Raw genomic sequence first — 18,577 nt, forward strand, 5'->3', positions numbered from 1 at the left:
CGAAATAGGGCCACTGAAACGATCTCCATTCAGCGCATGCATGCTCATCGCAGTTGTTGCGATTCTTTGAGCGCGATACGCTTTCCCAATTGAATCGGTTTGCTCAGATGAACAGTCGGCGCAACTCGCTCGCTGGCCGGCTGAGCTGCCAGACCTCGTCAAAAAATTTCAGTTTTTCCAGACACAGCAGCGGGGCATGGAAGTGGGCTTCGCCGCTGTATTCGGCGGCATTGCTCCGATACAGCAGGCCGGACTGGTCCGCCACCAAAAAGCAGAACGGATGGTGCAGATGATCCTCATGGGTAATGCGGACATCAATCTTGCTGCTCAGTCGCTGCACCAGTTCCAGCCAGCGATGGCCATTGCGCTGGGCCGGGCCGACATCCGCCACCAGCAGGCGGACATGGCTACTGCGATGCCGACGTGCCAGTGCACTCAGGGCGTGGCTGACGTCGGCATCATCGAAGACGCGGGCATCGAGATCACGGCTGAACACATGGATATGGCGCTGGGCCTGGGCAATCAGCCGCAGCGCTGCCAGCCGGTTGTCGTTGCTGTTGTGCAACGCGAAATCCCCGGGCGTGCCGAGCATTGCCTGTTCAAGGGAAGGGGGGGCTGTTTCGGTCATGGCGGCGTGTCAGCAACCGTCAAAAGTGAGACGTGGTTCGATGGTAGCAGACTACCCCGGTGCTAGGGTTTGTCCTCAGCTTCCGCCTGTGGCCCAGTCCACAAGACGCGCGGGTTTTGCCGGCCCGGCAGTATCGACAGGTCCGCGTCTTTGCAGGAAACAGTCGAAATGCTGCGCGGCGAAGCACAGGTCACAAGCGGTTGAGCCCAATAGTCAAACCCAGTAGTCAAACCCAGCAGTCTAACCAGGCAGGTATCGTCATGAACGAATGCAAATTGCCCGTTTCCGATGCCGTAATCGAGCGCGCCCTGCAGGGCTATGCGCCGGAAGATCTGCAGCAGGCCTCGGCACTGGTGTCGAGTCTGCAATCCGTAATGCCGCTGGATGACAGCGACACCGACGTCGAAAGTGCCGCAGAAATTCTGGCCTGATGGTCAGGCTGGATCGTTCGACCAAGTAGTTTGGTTTGGATACCCGGCTTGAATCGCCAAGCCTGAGTAGCCGGCGGGCGCTGCCAGTAGGTGTGAACCGAGGGGCGCCGCTCAGGACGCGATGGAGCGTTGGCGTTGGCCGCTGGCAAGCGTCAGCAGCATGTTCCGGTGCGGAATGCCGGCCGCCATGTAGACGCAGCCATCCGGGCGGAACTGGTGGGTTTCATAGAAGCCCTGAGCGGTGATGGGCGCTGCAAGGGTTACGGTTTGATGGCCGCGCTCCAGCGCGATGGCGACCAGCTCGTCGAGCAGGGCCGAACCGACTCCATGCTGCCGCCACGGCAGCAGCACCGCAATGCGACCGATGGTGCCATCGGGTTCCAGCCGACCGGTGCCCACGGCTTCACCCTCCGGCGAAACCGCCAGCACGTGAACGCAGTGATCATCCTGACCATCCTGATCATGTTCCGGGGCAATCCGCATTTCCACTTCGAATACCTTCTGGCGCACGAGCGCCATCAGCGAACCATGGTCGCGCCAGGTACTGCGAAGAATGCGGAAGGCCTGCTCCATGTCGTCTCCGGTGATCGTCAGGCGATGACGGTTTCCTTGTTTACCGAGCGTTCTGTGTTGCCAACTCGTTCTGTGTTTCGAATACGTTCAATTGCCAAAACAGCGACCCCGCCATTTGCCTCGACATCTGGCAAAACAAGGCTTATTCAGACATAACAAACACTAGAGGGAAAATACCCCTCTGTTGACCAGCATAGCCAGTGCCGGCAAAAAGGCCAAATCACTGACAAATTCGTTTAATGCGCTGCCGTCTATCTGCTGCTGGTTGCATAAAAACGCTGCGGAATTCGAGTTCAAGGCACCAACGTCCAACTCTTCGCCATTGGCAAACAGGTGCACATGGCCATCGGCACCAGCGAACCAGGCGAGACGGGCATCGTCATTGCGCTCGAGAAGCTTGTTCTTGCCGAGCGCGGTTTTCAGCTTGGCGACGCTGATTTCTTGCTCCGGTGGCTCCAGTGGCAATCGGGTCTGGCTGACCAGACAGGCAAACGCCCGCTCGACCAGCGCCGGTTGCTGCAGCAGATCCTGCATCAGCGCGCGCACTTTCTGCAGGGTTTGGCCGGGAATCAGCGCGGCATCGCTGACGGCTTGCAAATCCGGGTCGGTATAGCGTTTGCCGTCGATGCCGTTTTCGACCAGCCACTCGGCCAGACGGGTCACGATGTCGGCCTGCGAGGGCGCCCGGAAGCCGACCGAATAGGTCAGACAGGGCTCCAATGCCGTGCCACAGTGCGGCGCGCCGGGCGGCACATACAACACATCGCCCGGCTCGACGATGACATCCATGCTCGGTTCAAACGGCTGGATCTGGCGCAGCGCGCTGACTTCGGGATTCGGGATGACGGTGATGCTCGATTCGGCCACCAGCCAGCGACGACGGCCGAGTCCCTGAATCAGGAAAACGTCGTACTGATCAATGTGCGGACCGACGCCGCCGCCCTTGACCGCGTAACTGACCATCACGTCATCGAATCGCCACTGCGGAAAACAGTGGTAAGCCTGCCGTAGCGCGGCGACCTCGGGCACCCAGTGATCAACCGCCTGCACCAGCAGCGTGTAATTTTCTTTCGGCAGCTTCTTGAAGGTGCTGGCCTTGAACGGGCCGTGCTGCAGTTGCCACTGCTTGCTGACCGGATCGTGCTGGACCAGCCGCGACTCGACATCCTCTTCCATGGCAAGGCCAGCCAATTCTTCCGGTGTGATGGCTGCCAGCGCAGTACTGAAAGCGCCTTTGATCAGCAGCGGTTTCTTTTGCCAGTAGTCGCGCAGGAATTGTTCAGGGCTGAGGGCGCCAAAAGGCGAGCGTGCGGACATAGTGAACTCAGACAGGTGAATACGAACAGGCGATCAGTATGCCATGACCGCTGCAGGTTCAGGCAGAGGCGGGGGAATCGGTCCAGATCAGGCAGCGGTTGCGGCCGTTTTGTTTGGCCCGGTACAGCGCCTGATCGGCACGTTGCAGCAACTCTTCCTGATTGTGCAGGCCTGGACTGTCACTGTCACAAACACCGATGCTGACGGTGAACTGAAATGTGACCTCGCCGGCATTGAAGCTGAGTTCGGCAAGCCGTACCCGCAACCGCTCTGCCACCACCAGCGCATGGCTGGCATCAATGCCGGGCAGCAATACTGCAAACTCTTCACCACCATACCGCGCCGCGGTATCGAGGTTGCGGATGCATTCCCGAACGCGCAGGCCAATCTGGCGCAGCACCTCGTCACCAGCCGGGTGACCATGGCGATCGTTGATTTGCTTGAAGTGATCGACATCGAACAGCATCACTGCGAAGCGGCCGCCATTGCGTTGGAGTCGGGTCCATTCGTCCTGCAATTGCGCTGTCAGATGCCGCCGGTTGTACAGACCGGTCAAGCTGTCGGTGACCGACAGCAACTCCAGTTCGGCCGCTTTTTTTGCCAGCTCTTCGGTGCGTTCGGCGATACGGTGATCCAGTTCAAGATTGAGTTTGTCCTTTTGCAGGATGGCCCAATCGGTTTCCAGACGGCCCTTGGCAATGCGCACCATCATGGCGTTGAAGCTGCGGACCAGCTCATTGATTTCCCGCGTGCTGGATTCAATCAGCAGCGGCTGCATCTGATGCAGCCGGGTCGGATCGAGCTGTTGCAAATGGCGATGCAAATCGAGCAGCGGTCGCAGCAGCCTGCCGCTGTAACGTTGTGACAGCAAACGTGCCGCAAAAATAACCCCAAGCAAAACCAGCAAGGTCAACAAGCTGTTTACCGCCATGGCCGTGATATCGGGCAGCAAGGCAAATATCAGCACCATGCCGCCGCCGACCTCGTTGCTGGCATGACGAACGAGTTTGCCCTGCCACAAGTACGGGCGCAGATCGTCACCCAGCGACAAGGCTGTCGGCAAGGTCGCGGTTTCCAAGACGGGTGCGAGGGTTTGGCTGGAAAGCGCGGCGAGTGGCGGTAGCTGCAGACGTTCGGTACTGAACAGAATTTGCTGCTTGCGATCATAAATCAGACCATCGAAGCGATCCGGGTGTTCAAGGCCGGTAAAGACCGTGTGCAGCCTGCGCAGCGGCAAATTACCGAGTACAACGCCGCGAAACTGCTGCTGATCAGTAAGAATCGGGGCCACCATCGACAGTAGCGGTTCCGGATTCATCCGGCGACCGATGATGCCGTAAGAAACCGCCGGCTCGCGATCACGCTTGGCTTCGACAAAATAATCGCGGTCACCATAAAATTGGTCCGCATCGGCGACCCGCATCCCGTCAGGAAAGGTATCGGGTGCGCCACCGCGGGCATAACCGTCCTGATCGATCAAGACAATGGTGAAGACTTCCTGCAGATTGCCGACGACGCGATTGATAAAGGGCTCAAAACTGGCCAGGGATTTGTCGACGCTGGTGCCAATCATTTCGCTGATGGTTACCAGTCCGCGCAGGTTTCGCTCGACCAGCAGGTTGTAACGCTCATGCGCGATCTGCTCGGCATGCTCGACCTCGCGCAGGCTCTGATTGAGCTGTTCGCGGGTGTAGATCGGTGTTGCGATAACGTGAAATGCCAGCACCGGCAGGCAGCTGAATACAATCAGCAGATTGCCGAGCTGATGACTGATCGCTTCGTTGCCATCCTGTTGGCTTCGCTGGAATACCGCGAGTGTGTGCCGAGTCAACGTCATCATGACCAGACCGGTCAATGGTGGCGTCAACGCCGCGAGCAGACGGGTCCACAGATCCCAACCTGAAGTCTGGAAGGAAATATAAGCCGAGCAAGCCAGGCCCAGTGTCAGCCAATAGCGCAAGCTGGCCGCGATTGGTTCCAGTTGGCGGCGGTGGATCAGCCAGCCGAGCACGATCAATTCCGGAAACGGCAACCAGACTTGCAACGTTGCAGTCAGCGGCAATTGGGTGAGTACGGCACAGAGCAGGCCGTAGCCGGTGCCGAAGCGGATCAGGATGGGCAGATAGAACAGCCCGCCGAGATACAGCACGGGCGCCGGCACCGGTGACAGCAACAAGTAATTGACCAGCGCACCGGCACCCCCCAGCAGCACGCTGGCAAACAAGGGTCGCAAAAGCCGAAAGGCACGCTGGCGGCGGGTCACGGGTGAGGCTGTGCCTGGTTGGGGGATAAGGCAAGCGTAGCCGATTTTGCGGGCCGTGCTGACTTGACAGTGCAGGATGCGCGGCGTATCACAAGCAAGGTTGTGCGCCGGTTGTGGCAGGGATGAGTCAAATTGTCGGCGCGCCGTTCATCCCTCGTGCTTTCGCTGCGTGAAAACGCGAGTGTCATTGTGGTGGCTGCGGCCTGAGCGTGATTCGCCGGTTGTAGTTGCCTGTCGTCGTGTTACTCCTTGGTAGATGTTGACGTTGATGTGAAGCGGTTGCGCGGCCGCAGGCCGCGGCGCCGCTTTCGACATTGCATGATGGCACTGTCACCTGATCTGGTCAGCCTGATGGTTGCGTGGTCGGATGAACGGTTGGCGAGCTGATTACAGGGAGGTTTTATGGCCAAGCGCAAGGAAGAGGCAATTCGTCGCGACTCCATGGATTTTCGCGATCTGATTTATCAACCGGCATTGTTGTCACTGCCGGAGCAACGATTGCCGAACTGGCAGTGGTTGCAGGTGTTGGATCAGGAGCAGGAGGGCGCTTGTACCGGTTTTGGTTTGGCGGCCGTCATCAATTATCTGCTGCGTGAGCGGGGCAAGAAAGAACAAGTCAGTCCCCGTATGCTGTTTGAAATGGCCAAGCGGTTTGATCAATGGCCCGGTGAAAAATACGATTTCAGCAGCACCCGCGGGGCGCTGAAAGGCTGGTACAAAAACGGTGTCTGCAAGGCGCCACTGTGGCCCTACAAAACCGACAAGCCCGGCACGCTGTCGGAAGCGGCAAAACTGGATGCTCTGCAGCGACCACTCGGTGCCTATTACCGGGTGCTGACCCGGGTTTCCGATGTTCATGCGGCGCTGAATGAAGTGGGGGTGCTGTATGCCAGCGCCGGTGTTCACGATGGCTGGGATGAGCCGAAGAAAGGCGTCATCGTGCCCGAGAAAGCCAATGGCGGCGGTCATGCCTTCGCGATCATCGGTTACAACGCCGATGGCTTTCTGATTCAAAATTCCTGGGGCCACGGCTGGGGCGGCTACAAATGTGATGGCGCCAAACACGACGGCGTTGCGCTGTGGACCTATGAGGATTTTGAACAAAACATCTGGGATATCTGGGCCGCGCGGCTGGCGTTGCCGCAAACCTGGCGCTCACAGGAGCGCAGTCGCTATACCGCCAGCAATGCCGGCATTCGGGTTTCTGATTCCGGACCGGCCGCGCACGCGATTGATCATCACTACATACACATTGATGACGGTCAATTTGATCCGCTCGGCGATTATCCCAGTTCACCGGCGCAACTGAAGCGTTTGCTGACCGCGCTGGAACAGGAACAGCCCGAGCATATTCTGCTGTATGCCCACGGTGGCCTGAACAGCGTCAAGGATGCCGCCAGCCGCGCTGGCAAATGGCGCAGCTGTTTCCAGCGTCATGGCGTGTTCGAGATTCACTTCTTGTGGGAGACCGGCTTTCTGGCGGAACTGAAAGACATTTTGATTGGCAAGGACAAGTTTGCCAATGAACGCGCCGGTGCCAGCAGCTCTTGGTGGGACAACTGGATCGAACGTTTGGCGCAACGCCCGGGCTATGCGCTGTGGAAAGAAATGAAAGTCGATGCCGAGCGGGCGTTTGCCAGCAAGTCCAGCGCCGGCACCGTTTTTCTGAAAGCGCTGAAAGAAAGCATCGACAAGCAGCCGAACAAACCGAAATTGCATTTGGTCGGTCACAGCGCTGGCAGCATCTGGCATGGTCATTTGTTGCAGCAATGGCGGCAACTGCAAATGCCGGCTCTGACCAGCATGAGTCTGTTCGCTCCGGCCTGCACCACGGCCTTGTTCCAGTCACACTACCAACCCTTGCTGGGCCAGCTGCTGCCGGAACTGGACTTGTATCTGCTCAGCGATGAAGACGAGCAGGACGATACGGTTGGCGGTGTCTATCGCAAGTCTTTGCTCTATCTGGTGTCGCGAGCTTTCGAGTCCAGAAAAGAACAGGTATCGATTCTGGGCATGGCACGCTTTCTCGACGAGCTGGGCAAACCGCTGCCAAAAAGCCTGCGCGTCTATCTGACCGAACGTGACAAGAAGATGACCACGGCGTCCGGCCATGGCGGCTTTGACAATGACAAGCCAACCATGGATGCCATGCTGGATCGCGTGTTGAACAAACCGCGGCCGAAAGAGGGCTGGTTCAAGCCGGAGGAGTTGAAGGGCTATTGAGCGGACGTGACCGGTATTGGCGTAGCTGGCGATTGCCGTTGGCTATTTCGGCGTGGCGAATGCAGTGTGGAAGTCGCTGTGCGAAAGGCTTCGTGCGAAGGGCTTCGTGCGAAGGGCTCCGTGCGAAGGGCTCCGTGCGAAGGGCTCCGTGCGAAGGGCTCCGTGCGAAGGGCTCCGTGCGAAGGGCTCCGTGCGAAGGGCTCCGTGCGAAAGGCTCCGTGCGAAAGGCGCGCGATGGCAAATACCGTGTGGCAAATGCCTGCGGTATCTGCTAACAATGCCGGCCCGTTTTTTTAGTCGCCAGTTACCAAGCCGATGTCCGAGACCCTGCCGATTCTTTTTCAGGATGAATACCTGATTGCGGTGCACAAGCCGGCCGGCCTGCTGGTGCACCGCAGCGGTATTGATCGGCATGAAACCCGCTTTGCCATGCAGCTGGTTCGCGACCAGATTCGCCAACACGTTTATCCGGTCCATCGGCTGGATAAAGGCACCTCCGGTGTGCTGCTGTTTGCCTTGTCGAGCGCGCTGGCAGCCGAGCTGATGCAGCGCTTTGCCGATCAGCAAATTGCCAAGCGTTACTGGGCCGTTGTGCGCGGCCACCCGCCGGCGCAGGGTCGCATCGAGTACGCGCTCGGTCGCATCCGTGACGGCTATGATGATCACAAGGCGGATGATGACAAGGCAGACGACCGCGGTGCGAATCACGGCAGAGTGGAGGTCACCAGCACCGAGCTGGCACAGCCTGCGATCACCGATTACCGCCGGCTCGCGACCATCGAATTGCCTTTCGCCGTCGATCGCTATCCTGCCAGCCGTTATGCCTTGCTGGAGCTGTCGCCGCTCACCGGCCGCCAGCACCAGATCCGCCGGCACTTGAAACACATCGCCCATCCGATTATCGGTGATGTCCGTTACGGCAAGGGCAACCATAATCGCTATTTCCGCGAGGTGCTGCTGGCACCGCGGCTGCTGCTGGCCTGCGTTGAAATGCGGCTGCTGCACCCGGTCACGGCTGCGCCGCTGGTGCTCGCGCAGAATGTTGACGGAGTCTTTCGCACCTTGTTGCAACGCTGGCAGTGGCCAACGGAAGTGCAGGCGGTCAACCCTGAGCAATGCCATTAAGCCCACAGAAATGGCCGTGCTAAGATTGGCCGGCATTTTGTTCACCGAATCCGTTGGGGTCATTTCCATGCGTTGTCGGGCTTCGTGCCGTGTGATCGGGTTGCTGCTGTTGGCGCCGCTCGTGTTGTCCTTGTCGTTGCCCGCTTGGTCGAAGCAGGCCGCAGACCCTGCCGGTAGTGTGACCGGGGACAATCTGGCCGCTCTGCTCGATCAGGCTGAGCAGGCCAAGCGCAGTGATGCTGAGCTGGCCGTCAAACTGACCAGCCAGGTAATCGACGCGCTGCAGCAACACCCGGATGCCGAACTGGAACTGCGCGCCCGTTTTTTGCGCTGCGACGAGCTCATTGCCGGCGCACCGGCGAAAGCGCGGGAAGAAGTCGAGCGCGGCCTGCAATTGGCCAAGCAATCCATGCGCGATGGCTGGCGGGCCGGCTTTTTGAGCTGCCTCGGCAACATCCTTGAGTTCGAAGGCAAGAACACCGAGGCCGAGCAGCAATACAGCGATGCGGTTGCCATTGCCGAGGTGGCGCAGGATCACCACATGCTGGCGCACGCGCTGTACCAGCGTGGCTACATCCGCGGCGTTGCTGGCAACTACAGCGGTGGTTTGGCCGATCTGCAGCGCTCGCACGGTCTGTATGAAAAGATCAACAAGCCAGTGCATGCCCGCACCGTCATCAACAGCATTGCGACCTTGTATAACCGGATGGGCGATTTTGCCCAGGCCCGGCAGTATTACGAACGCTCCGTGCGCTTGCTCGAAGCTGAAAATGAACCGAGTGATCTCGGCATCGCTCTGCACAATCTCGGCCGGACCCTGGAAAATCTCGCGCTCTATGATGATGCCCAGAAGGCGTTTGAACGGGCGCTGGCTGCACATCTTTCCATTGGTTATGACCGTGGTGTCGCCTATGCGAGACGCGGTCTTGGCAGCGTGCTCAATGCCCGGCTGCAACCGGAGCAGGCGCTGAAAGAGCTGGATCTGGCCATGCCGCTGGCGCGCAGCAGCAACGACAATCGCCTGCAGGCCCAGATTCAGTTGCAGCGCGGCATCGCGCTGCGCCAACTCAAACGCTACCGTGAAGCGCGTGCCGAGCTGGATCTGGCATTGGCCGCGTTCAAGCAGATACGCGCCCAACATGAGCTGCGTGACACCTACGCGGCCATGGCGACGCTGAATGCCGAGCTGGAAAATTGGCGCGCCGCCTATGAAGCCCATGTGTCGTTGAAACAGATTGCCGATCAGCTGGCGACCGGCCAACGCGATCAACAACTGGCGCTGATCAAAGTGCAGTTTGATACCCGTTATCAAGAGCAGCAGAACCGGGCGCTGGAAAAAGAAAAAGCCGCCGTCGAGCAGGCGCTGGCGCAGGAGCAGCGGGCGAACCGGTTGCAGGTGATCGTGATCGTGCTCGGTGCCTTGGTGTTGCTGTTGCTGGTGTTTGCAATCTGGAGACAGTGGCGCAACAGTCGCAAGTTGCAGGCGATGGCGATGACCGACGAGCTGACCGGTCTCGCCAACCGTCGCCGGGTGCTGGCCACGCTCGATGCGATGCGGCAATCGCATCGTGCTACCGAGCGGCAGGTGGCGGTTTTGATCGCCGACCTGGATCATTTCAAGCTGCTCAATGACAGTTGGGGCCATCTGGTTGGCGACAAGGTGCTCAAGCGGGTTGCTGCGGCGTTTCGTACTGTGGTCCGCGAGCAGGATGTGCTGGGCCGTTTGGGCGGCGAGGAATTTTTGTTGTTGCTGCCGAGCACCGACAAGACCGAAGCCTTGCAAGTGGCCGAACGCGTTCGTGGGGCCGTGGCCGCCATCGATCTGACCGATATCGATCCGGGCCTCAAGCAGACCATCAGTCTGGGTGGAACCTCCTGCAAGGTCGGCGATGAGCAGATCGGTCACATTCTCGCTCGCGCCGATGCCGCGCTGTACAGTGCCAAGGAGCAGGGCCGAAACCGGGTGTTGTGGCAGGATTGATGTGAGTCACGCTGGTTTGCCGATCTGGTTTTGTCGAGGTTGGCTGGACAGATTTGCCCATAACAAAAACGGCGGCCATGAGCTGCCGTTTTTGTTGCGCTGACAGATTATGGAATCTTTCGCACTTCTATCCGATCGACATAGAACTCACCGCCGGTGGGTGCCTGGTTATAAATCACCAGCAGGTCGGTTGGCACCGTGCCATCGGTGCAGACCCGCAGCTGTTCCCATTCACCGAGTTTGGTGCTCCACGATACCGGCCCGGTATTGCCGCCTTGTGCCTGCAGTGCGATATGGCCGCGACGCACTTTCACCCAGGCCGAAAACATCAGTTTGATCGGTGGCAGATTGGTGCGCTGATAGATGCCACCTTCGTTACCGCCGGCGATGAAGCGCAGCATCTTGCTGCCGCCGGGGCCCGGCACATTGGTTGCGACCAGTTCTGAGGTGACGGTAGCGCCGGCATTGCTCGAATGCATGTACCACGCTTGCGCCGCCGACGGTGCCGGCGTGAACATGCCGTTGAACCAGGTGGTGGGCGAACCATTGGGCCCGAGCAATTCCATGCTCGGATTGCTGGCGTAGTTGATGTTGTCGAGAAAGCCGTACGGCGGGCAGGCGTTGGCGGCGCCCGGATCGGCGGCGACGCGTGGCGCCGTGCAGGTCAGACAAAGGGCGGCCGCAGCCGCCAACACGGTGACAGTGTTGCGAGTCATGATGCTTGCTCCTTGAGGTCCATGTCGTTGCCGGGCCGTTCAATCCATGTCCTTGGTCCGGGTCGTCGCTCATCAGTCCTGATCAGCGAACGGCTGCCACGCTAGGCGCTCGCGCCGCGAGAGGGAAGTGCAAAAAATGGAGAGGGGTATCCAATGTCTGCCGGAGCCGGTTGTGAAGCGCCGACCGCTCAAATGGCGAAGGCATAACTGACGACAGTTCAGCTGGCATCTGCTGCGCTCAAGCGGAAAACCTGCGATCAGCCAATCAGGTGAAATCGTGCACGGTCCAATCGCAGTGGTTTTGCTGCAGCAGCGGGCCGGCATTGGCGAGCAGGCAATCGGCAACCGCCTGATGCAGCCGGGTGTAGTAGGGCTGGCGCTGATACTGCAACAACACCGGCGTGGCCCAGGCGCGATCATAACCGTCGGCCAGTTTCAGCTGCAGCGCTGGCGTAACCAGATGCAGTGGCACCACGCCACGGCCGAGTCCGCGCGATACGCCATCGAGAATGCCGTAGATGTCCATGTAATAGGCGCGGCTGATCGGCTTGTCGCTGGAGCCATCGTGTCGGTGCAGAAACTGTTCGGAAAAGTGATCGCCTTGCTCGTGGTCAAGATAGACATCGCGGATGGCGCTGGCCGCCTGACTTTCGATCAGCACATTTCGTTCATGGCCAAGCAGCTGGGCTTCATAGCCCGGCCGCTCAATCAGGCTCGGGCTGATGACAAAATCGGTTTTGCCGTGGAATAGCAAGTCGGGCAGGGCAGCGACCTCATCCCAGATAAAATGCAGCCGCGCCTCCGGGTTGGCGTGGATCAGCGCGGTCAGCGCCGGCAGCACCACCGAGCGCATGACCGACGAGAATCCGGCAATGGTGATGACGCCACGCAAGGCCTTGCCGGTGGCGCCGAGATCGCTGAGCAATTCTTCTTCGGCGGCGTCGGCCATCAGGCAAAAGCGCATTAACCGCTGGCCTGCCTGCGTCAGGCTGACGCCTTCCGGCAGGCGCAGGAACAACTTGGTCTGCAACTGCTCTTCCAGTGTGCTGATGCGATGTGACAGCGCCGATTGACTGAGGCAAACCTCGTCTGCCGCCTTGCCAAAATGCAAGTGCCGACCGACGGCGAAGAAGGCTTCCAGTTGCCGGGAAAACAGCGGGTTGCTCATACGGTGGCTCCATGCCAGTGCAAATCCGGTGATGACGATGGCCGGTGGGTATGATGCAGGCCTTATCGAGACTGCTCATATCGGGCCTGATCCGGTCGACAACCGCGACAGAACCGGTAATCTGCACAAAGGACAAAAGTAGCACGACAGGGATCAGCTGTGACGAGTCATATTCTGCTGGTGGATTGCCCCGATCAACGCGGACTGGTTCACGCCATTACCGGAGTGCTGTTGCGGCACGGCTGCAATGTGCTCAGCAACCACGAGTTTGTCGATCATGAGCTGGTCCGCTTCTTCATGCGTACCGAGTTCGCTGGCGAGATTGAGCCGGAGCGAATCGCCACCGAGCTGCGCGCGGCGTTGCCGGCCGGTGCCGATGTCCAGTTATCGGGCCATCGCCGGCCGCGCATCGTGGTGTTGGCCACCAAGGAGCATCACTGTCTTGGCGAGCTGCTGATTCGGCATGCGTTCGGCGAGTTGGGCGGCGACATTGCTGCCGTCATCAGCAACTACGACAGCCTGCGCGCGCTGGTGCAGAAATTTGAATTGCCGTATCACAACGTCAGCCATGAAGGCCTGAGCCGCGAGCAGCACGAGGCGCAGCTGCTGGCGCAGATCGCGCCATACCAGCCGGATTACATTGTGCTGGCCAAATACATGCGCGTGCTGACATCAGCGGCGGTTGCCCGTTACCCGTATCGGCTGATCAATATTCACCATTCCTTCCTGCCGGCATTTGTTGGCGCCAGTCCGTATCGGCAGGCCTGGGCACGTGGCGTCAAGATCATCGGTGCGACCGCGCATTTCGTGACCAATGATCTGGATGAAGGGCCAATCATCGCCCAGAACGTCATTCCGGTTGATCACAGCCACAGCCCGGAAGACATGGCGCAGGCGGGCAGGGATGTCGAGAAGATCGTGCTCGCCAAGGCACTGAAGCTGGTGTTTGAAGCGCGGGTGTTTCGCAGCGGCAACCGGACCATCATTTTCGAATGAGCGGCGCGCTTCGCGGCGCTGATTTTTCGCTGGCCTGCGCGTACAATCCGCCGGTCTCAAGGACTGGAATCCATCGCCCATGCATCGGACGATCAGCGCGGCGCTGCTGCTACTGGCAGCAACGGCCTACGGCCATAATATCAATCCGATCGAACGTCCCGATGTCAGCAGCTGGGGCAGCCGTTACCTGTCGAGCAAAATCTCCGAGCCCGTGCATGAAACCATGACCATGCTGGCCTATGACTGCCATGCCAGACCGCGTGAATGTCAGGGCAGCATGGAACGGTTTGATCGGCTGCGCGATGGCAAGCGGCTGGCATTTCTGGTCACCGGTGTCGAGTGGAATGATGATCCGTCGCTGATGTTGCTGGGCGACATTGCCGATATTGCGCGCTGGCGCAAATGGATGCTGGATGCCGAAGACAAAGCCAAATGTCGTGGCAAGCACGCCCCGGCGCCGTGTCCGGGCGTCGAGGTCAGTGACGATTTGCTCTACCGCAGCCATTACGGCGATCTGCAGTTTCTGCACGCCATGGCCTCGTCGGAAACCGAAACGGCGGCGGAGACGCGGCGCAAGATGCTGGTCTGGGCCCGGTTCAGTTATGAGGTGGGTATCGGCAAGATTGATCCCGCAACACCACTGTCACAATTGCCGGATGTCGATGCCTTGCTGCAACGGCCGGGCTGGAACGTTCATTATTTGTTCGCCCGCAATGCCAACAGTAAAGCCAGCATCCGCAAGATTGCCATCGGCTCCTTGCTGCATCTGATTCAGGACTCGTATTCCGATGCTCACACCGCCCGGCTCAATGGCTGCGAGGCGCTGTCGCACAACAAGCGCGACATTGTGAACTTTCGTTTGTACAAGCTGCAGAATCCGGATGAACACAAAGAGGCCGACAGCCGACCGGCCTGGCTGGACAAAGGTGATCTGTCCGACGCCAATCCGGTCTGGGCTTCAGCCCAGCTGCTGAATTACTGGACCGGCCGCGCCGAGTGGCAGGCCACTGTCTCGCCATTTCTGGAAACCGAGATCTGGCCGTTACTGACTGCCGATGCACTGGCCGATGCTGGTGATGTCGACTGTTTCGCCGGCTGAAATCCTGCGCTAACCCGGTCCAGCTCGGCCTAGCCCAACTCGACCCAGCCCAACTCGGACCAGCTCGGTCCTGCTCACGGACAAGGCCCGCTTCTGCAGACTTTTTTTCAGACGGGTATGATGCCGGCTCCTGTTCGTCATCCGTCTGATGGAGCGTTCCATGACCCTTTCCATGTACCAAGCTTCGGTACCGGTTTTCACCCGTGCCCTGACCAACCTGATTCATGTGCTGGAAAAAGGCGCTGCCTTTGCCGAAGCCAAAAAAATCGAGCCGTCGGTGCTGCTGAATTACCGTCTGGCGGCCGATATGTTCCCGCTGTCACGTCAGGTGCAGATTGCCACTGACATGGCCAAAGGTTGTGTGGCCCGCCTGGCCGGTATCGAGATTCCGAAATACGAAGACAACGAAGCCAGCTTTCCGGACTTGGTGGCCCGGCTGCGCAAAACCATCGACTTCATCAACAGCGTCAGCGCCAGCCAGATCGATGGCACGGAAGACAAGACCATCACCTTGCAGCGCAAGGATGGCGACGTAACTCACAAGGGCTTGCCGTATCTGCTGTACTACGTGCAACCGAACGTCTATTTCCACTGCACCACGGCGTACGACATCCTGCGCCATGTCGGTGTCGAGGTAGGCAAGAAAGACTTTATCGGTCAGCTGTAAGACGGTTCGGTATGCTTGCGATGGTGGTCTTGGCTGCCATCGCAAACCAAAAAAAGCGACGCCCTTGAGCGTCGCTTTTTTTAGCCACTGGCCAGGCCAATTTTCTCTCGTCGCCGCCGCTCAATCACCGGGGCAAGAATCTCGCGTGCCTGCTGCAGCATGGTTTCGGTGGTAGCCCAATCGACGCAGGCGTCGGTAACCGAGCAGCCGTAGCGCAGCTGGCTGCGATCTTTCGGAATGGGCTGGTTGCCCGCTTCGATGAAGCTTTCCACCATCATGCCGACGATCGAACTGTTGCCATCGCGAATCTGATTGACGACGTTGTTCAGCACCAGCGGTTGCAGCTCCGGTTTTTTGCCGGAGTTGGCGTGCGAGCAATCGATGATGATGTTTGGCGCCAACTTGGCTTTCAACAGAGCCTGCTCGGTCAGTGAGACTGACACGTTGTCGTAATTGGGCCGGTCGCCGCCGCGCAGCACGACATGGCCATAAGCGTTGCCGCGGGTCCGGATGATGGCGGCTTCACCGGTTTCGCTGATGCCGAGAAAACTGTGCGGATGTGAGGCCGAAATGATGCCGTTGATGGCGGCGTCGAGCGAGCCGTCGGTGCCGTTCTTGAAGCCTACCGGTGTCGACAAACCCGAGGCCATTTCGCGGTGGGTTTGCGATTCCGAGGTGCGGGCGCCAATGGCGGTCCAGCTGATCAGATCGCCGTAGTATTGCGGCGAGATCGGATCCAGCGCTTCGGTGGCCGCCGGCAGGCCGAGTGCCGTGACATCGGCCAGAAACTGGCGACCGAGCTGCATGCCTTGCTCGATATGGAACGAGTCATCCATATGCGGATCGTTGATATAGCCCTTCCAGCCGGTCGTGGTGCGCGGCTTTTCGAAATACACCCGCATGACCACGCAGAGGGTATCGGCGACGGCATCGGCCAGACCTTTCAGCCGGCGGGCGTAATCGAGCCCGGCAATCGGATCGTGAATGGAGCAGGGACCAACGACGATGATCGGGCGCGGATCCTGACGGTCCAGAATCCGGGTCAGCGTTTGCCGCCCGTTGATGACGGTGGCGGCGCTGGCTTCGGTCAGCGGCACCCGTTGTTTGATTTCCTGCGGCGAGGGCATGTGGTCGAGCCCGACCACATTCAGGTTTTCGGTACGGCGAATCATGATGACGGCACTCCGGCAAGTAACCGGAGTGTCGCTCGGCAACGGCGGGATGGCTAACGGCGATTGGTTATTACGGCCTGTCCGGGCGGTGTGGTCGGCACGGCTGGCGCGGCTGGTGCGGAAAGTAACCGGCCCGGTTACCAGCCGTAATGCAGTTGCAGCCAGAAGGTCCGGTCCGGACGTGGCAGTCGGCGGACAGTATCGCCGTTGCTGTCTTCACCGAGGCCGCTGGCGATATCGGCATCGAAGCGCTCTTCGTCCAATGCGTTGTCGATGTGCAAAGTCAGTGCGGCCTGGGCATCGATTTGGTAACGCAGATTGATCAGCACCAGCGCCGGGTTGCGTTGCTGCTGCTGCGCTTCCTGCGAGCGCCACTGGGCGCCGGTGGTCCACTGCCAGTTGCCGCTGCCGCCGAGCAGCAGCAGTGACGCCGTGTCATCGGACAGAAAATCGCCCGGTGGTTGCTCGGACAGACTCTCCGGCAAGTTGTAGTGGCTGCGAAAGACATGCGAGCCGGTCGCTTTCATTCGCAGTGATTCCAGCACCTGCCAATCCCAGGTCAATTCGATACCGGTGGATTGTTGATCGCCGGCATTGATCGACTGGTTGGCGCCGCCACCGAGTTGTACCTGGCTCAGCAAATCTTCGGCGTGACGTTCATACAGCGTCGCGCTGATGGCGTGTTCGGAGGTCTGCCAGCCATAGACCAGTTCCAATGACTGAATCGTACTCGGCTGCAAATCCGGATTGCCAACCGCAACCGGATTGTTGGCGTTGTACAGCTGGCCAAGACTGGGCGCCGTGAACGCTTGCTGATACAGAAGCTTCAAGGTGTTGTTCGCGTCCGGGGTCCAGACCCAGGCCAGTCGCGGCGAGGTGGCGTCGCCGGTGTGGGAATATTCGTCGTGGCGCAAGCCCATGATCACACGGTGGCCAGCACTGACCAGCCAATCATCTTCAACATAAAGCGCACTGTAACCGGACGAGCCCGCATCGTTGAATGACAGGCCGGTGTTGCGAAAGTCACCGTAATAGGTAAACGGTGCGGTGGTCAGGTAGTTGGAATACAAATCGGCTTTGTCGTTTTTGGCGCGCTGCACTTCGGTGCCAAACGATACCGCATGTTCGCCCAAACGGCGTTGCAGCGTCAGATTGCCGGTACGCTGGACGTGCTCAAGCCGCCCTTGCAACAGCAGGTCAGCTTCCGTGAAGGGCCCTGTGCCCTGTGGCTGCGCGACCGTGCTCAGCGTGAACTGCTGTTGCAACTCGCTGAGTGACCATTGCAATGTCCAGTCGGCCAGCGTCAGCTGTTTGCTGTAGCGTAGCCAGTTCAATCGCGACGAAATTTCGGCATCATCGGAAAGGGAGCCACTCAGCGCGTAGTAACCGGTTTGATCATCATGATGGGTAAACAGCTGAAACTGGTGGCCGTCATAATCAAGGTCGGCTTGCAGCAAGGTTTTTTCCAACGGATCGCGTATTTCATCGGTGCGCTGCAGCCGATCAAACACGCCATGATAGGTCGGCCCATCGCTGTCACTGCGCATTGCGGCGACATGCAGCTTCCATTTGTCCTGTTGATACGACCACTGCAGCGCCAGCTCACCGGATTGATTGTCGCCGGCCAAGGCGGAAACGGTCTTGCTATCCCGGATGGTGATCAGATTGATGACGGTATCACTCGGGCCACCGCCGTAACGGGCGGCACCGGGACCACGGATCACTTCGATGCGGGCCATCTGGCCGATTGGCACATTGCTGAAAACGCTGAATGCCGACGCGCTCTGATTGGTATTGATCCGCTGGCCGTCATAAAGCACCAGTATGCCCGGCGTGGTGCCGGAGGAGCCGCGTACTGCGACCCGGTAATCGGCCGAATTGCTGGTGCGCGAGGTATACAGCCCCGGCACGTAGCCGAGCAGATCGTGCAGATAGCGGATACCGAGTCGCTGCAAATCATCCTGCAGAAAAACGGTGACGCTGGCTGGCGTATCGCGCAGCGTGTGCGCCTGCCAGCTGGCACCCGTGATGCGAACCTGGCTCAGTTCATCGAGGCTCATCTCGAAGAAATCACCAACATCGGCAGCAAAGCCGGAGGCGGGGATGACAAGACCGATGATGCAGGGCATCAGATGCAAGCGCATGAGTCAGGCAATATCCTTTTGTCTGCTAAACGTTTTCTGCAACCGCGTTTGTGAAAAAGTGGCTGCCAGCAATG

At 59.3% G+C, this 18,577-nt stretch carries 15 protein-coding genes; 7 read left to right on the forward strand and 8 right to left on the reverse strand.

Features of this window, described 5'->3' with window-relative positions:
- Positions 1-103: 103 nt before the first annotated feature.
- Positions 104-628: a phosphatidylserine/phosphatidylglycerophosphate/cardiolipin synthase family protein gene (locus HPT27_RS11820; RefSeq protein WP_172243476.1), complete on the reverse strand. Its 525-nt coding sequence runs from the start codon at positions 626-628 to the stop codon at positions 104-106.
- Positions 629-888: 260 nt separating this feature from the next.
- Here HPT27_RS11820 and HPT27_RS11825 point away from each other — a divergent pair, with 260 nt between their 5' ends.
- The gene (locus HPT27_RS11825) at positions 889-1,059 is read left to right on the forward strand and encodes a hypothetical protein (protein WP_172243479.1); all 171 of its coding nucleotides are present in this window, start codon (positions 889-891) and stop codon (positions 1,057-1,059) included.
- 111 nt (positions 1,060-1,170) lie between these two features.
- Here the strand turns inward: HPT27_RS11825 and HPT27_RS11830 are convergent, their stop codons facing one another.
- The 3 genes from HPT27_RS11830 to HPT27_RS19635 form a co-directional block, all read right to left on the reverse strand.
- Complete coding sequence (locus tag HPT27_RS11830; RefSeq protein WP_172243482.1) at positions 1,171-1,632, reverse strand: GNAT family N-acetyltransferase; 462 nt, start codon at positions 1,630-1,632, stop codon at positions 1,171-1,173.
- A 162-nt stretch (positions 1,633-1,794) separates the two neighbouring features.
- Positions 1,795-2,949: a cupin domain-containing protein gene (locus HPT27_RS11835; protein ID WP_172243485.1), complete on the reverse strand. Its 1,155-nt coding sequence runs from the start codon at positions 2,947-2,949 to the stop codon at positions 1,795-1,797.
- 58 nt (positions 2,950-3,007) lie between these two features.
- Positions 3,008-5,212 carry a sensor domain-containing diguanylate cyclase gene (locus HPT27_RS19635; RefSeq protein ID WP_172243488.1) on the reverse strand — a complete coding sequence of 735 codons (2,205 nt, stop codon included), beginning with the start codon at positions 5,210-5,212 and terminating at the stop codon, positions 3,008-3,010.
- 402 nt (positions 5,213-5,614) lie between these two features.
- Between HPT27_RS19635 and HPT27_RS11845 the strand changes: the two genes are divergently transcribed.
- The 3 genes from HPT27_RS11845 to HPT27_RS11855 all read left to right on the forward strand — a co-directional run bounded on the left by HPT27_RS11845 (position 5,615) and on the right by HPT27_RS11855 (position 10,541).
- Positions 5,615-7,435 (forward strand): C1 family peptidase, encoded by a 1,821-nt coding sequence (locus HPT27_RS11845; protein WP_172243491.1) that lies wholly within the window; start codon positions 5,615-5,617, stop codon positions 7,433-7,435.
- A 315-nt stretch (positions 7,436-7,750) separates the two neighbouring features.
- A complete protein-coding gene (locus tag HPT27_RS11850) occupies positions 7,751-8,560 on the forward strand; it encodes a pseudouridine synthase (RefSeq protein ID WP_172243494.1) in 810 nt (269 codons plus the stop codon).
- A gap of 91 nt (positions 8,561-8,651) precedes the next feature.
- Positions 8,652-10,541, forward strand: a complete 1,890-nt coding sequence (locus HPT27_RS11855) for a diguanylate cyclase (RefSeq protein ID WP_172243497.1) — start codon at positions 8,652-8,654, stop codon at positions 10,539-10,541.
- Positions 10,542-10,648: 107 nt separating this feature from the next.
- On the opposite strand, the gene HPT27_RS11860 is transcribed toward HPT27_RS11855, so the two are convergent.
- Positions 10,649-11,257, reverse strand: coding sequence for a hypothetical protein (locus tag HPT27_RS11860; protein ID WP_172243500.1), 609 nt, complete (start codon positions 11,255-11,257; stop codon positions 10,649-10,651).
- A gap of 265 nt (positions 11,258-11,522) precedes the next feature.
- Entirely contained in the window at positions 11,523-12,425 is a 903-nt protein-coding gene (locus HPT27_RS11865; protein ID WP_172243503.1) for a LysR family transcriptional regulator, read from the reverse strand.
- 159 nt (positions 12,426-12,584) lie between these two features.
- Between HPT27_RS11865 and purU the strand changes: the two genes are divergently transcribed.
- The 3 genes from purU (at position 12,585) to HPT27_RS11880 (ending at position 15,187) form a co-directional block, all read left to right on the forward strand.
- Positions 12,585-13,421: a formyltetrahydrofolate deformylase gene (gene purU, locus HPT27_RS11870; RefSeq protein WP_172243506.1), complete on the forward strand. Its 837-nt coding sequence runs from the start codon at positions 12,585-12,587 to the stop codon at positions 13,419-13,421.
- 79 nt (positions 13,422-13,500) lie between these two features.
- Complete coding sequence (locus HPT27_RS11875; protein WP_172243509.1) at positions 13,501-14,520, forward strand: hypothetical protein; 1,020 nt, start codon at positions 13,501-13,503, stop codon at positions 14,518-14,520.
- Between the two features lie 160 nt (positions 14,521-14,680).
- Positions 14,681-15,187, forward strand: a complete 507-nt coding sequence (locus HPT27_RS11880) for a DUF1993 domain-containing protein (RefSeq protein ID WP_172243512.1) — start codon at positions 14,681-14,683, stop codon at positions 15,185-15,187.
- A gap of 80 nt (positions 15,188-15,267) precedes the next feature.
- Here HPT27_RS11880 and HPT27_RS11885 read toward each other — a convergent pair whose 3' ends face one another.
- Both HPT27_RS11885 and HPT27_RS11890 read right to left on the reverse strand, forming a co-directional pair.
- Positions 15,268-16,359: a 3-deoxy-7-phosphoheptulonate synthase gene (locus HPT27_RS11885; protein WP_172243515.1), complete on the reverse strand. Its 1,092-nt coding sequence runs from the start codon at positions 16,357-16,359 to the stop codon at positions 15,268-15,270.
- A gap of 137 nt (positions 16,360-16,496) precedes the next feature.
- Entirely contained in the window at positions 16,497-18,503 is a 2,007-nt protein-coding gene (locus tag HPT27_RS11890; protein WP_172243518.1) for a TonB-dependent receptor plug domain-containing protein, read from the reverse strand.
- Positions 18,504-18,577: the final 74 nt, after the last annotated feature.

This window comes from Permianibacter fluminis, from assembly GCF_013179735.1.
Taxonomy (GTDB): domain Bacteria; phylum Pseudomonadota; class Gammaproteobacteria; order Enterobacterales; family Permianibacteraceae; genus Permianibacter; species Permianibacter fluminis.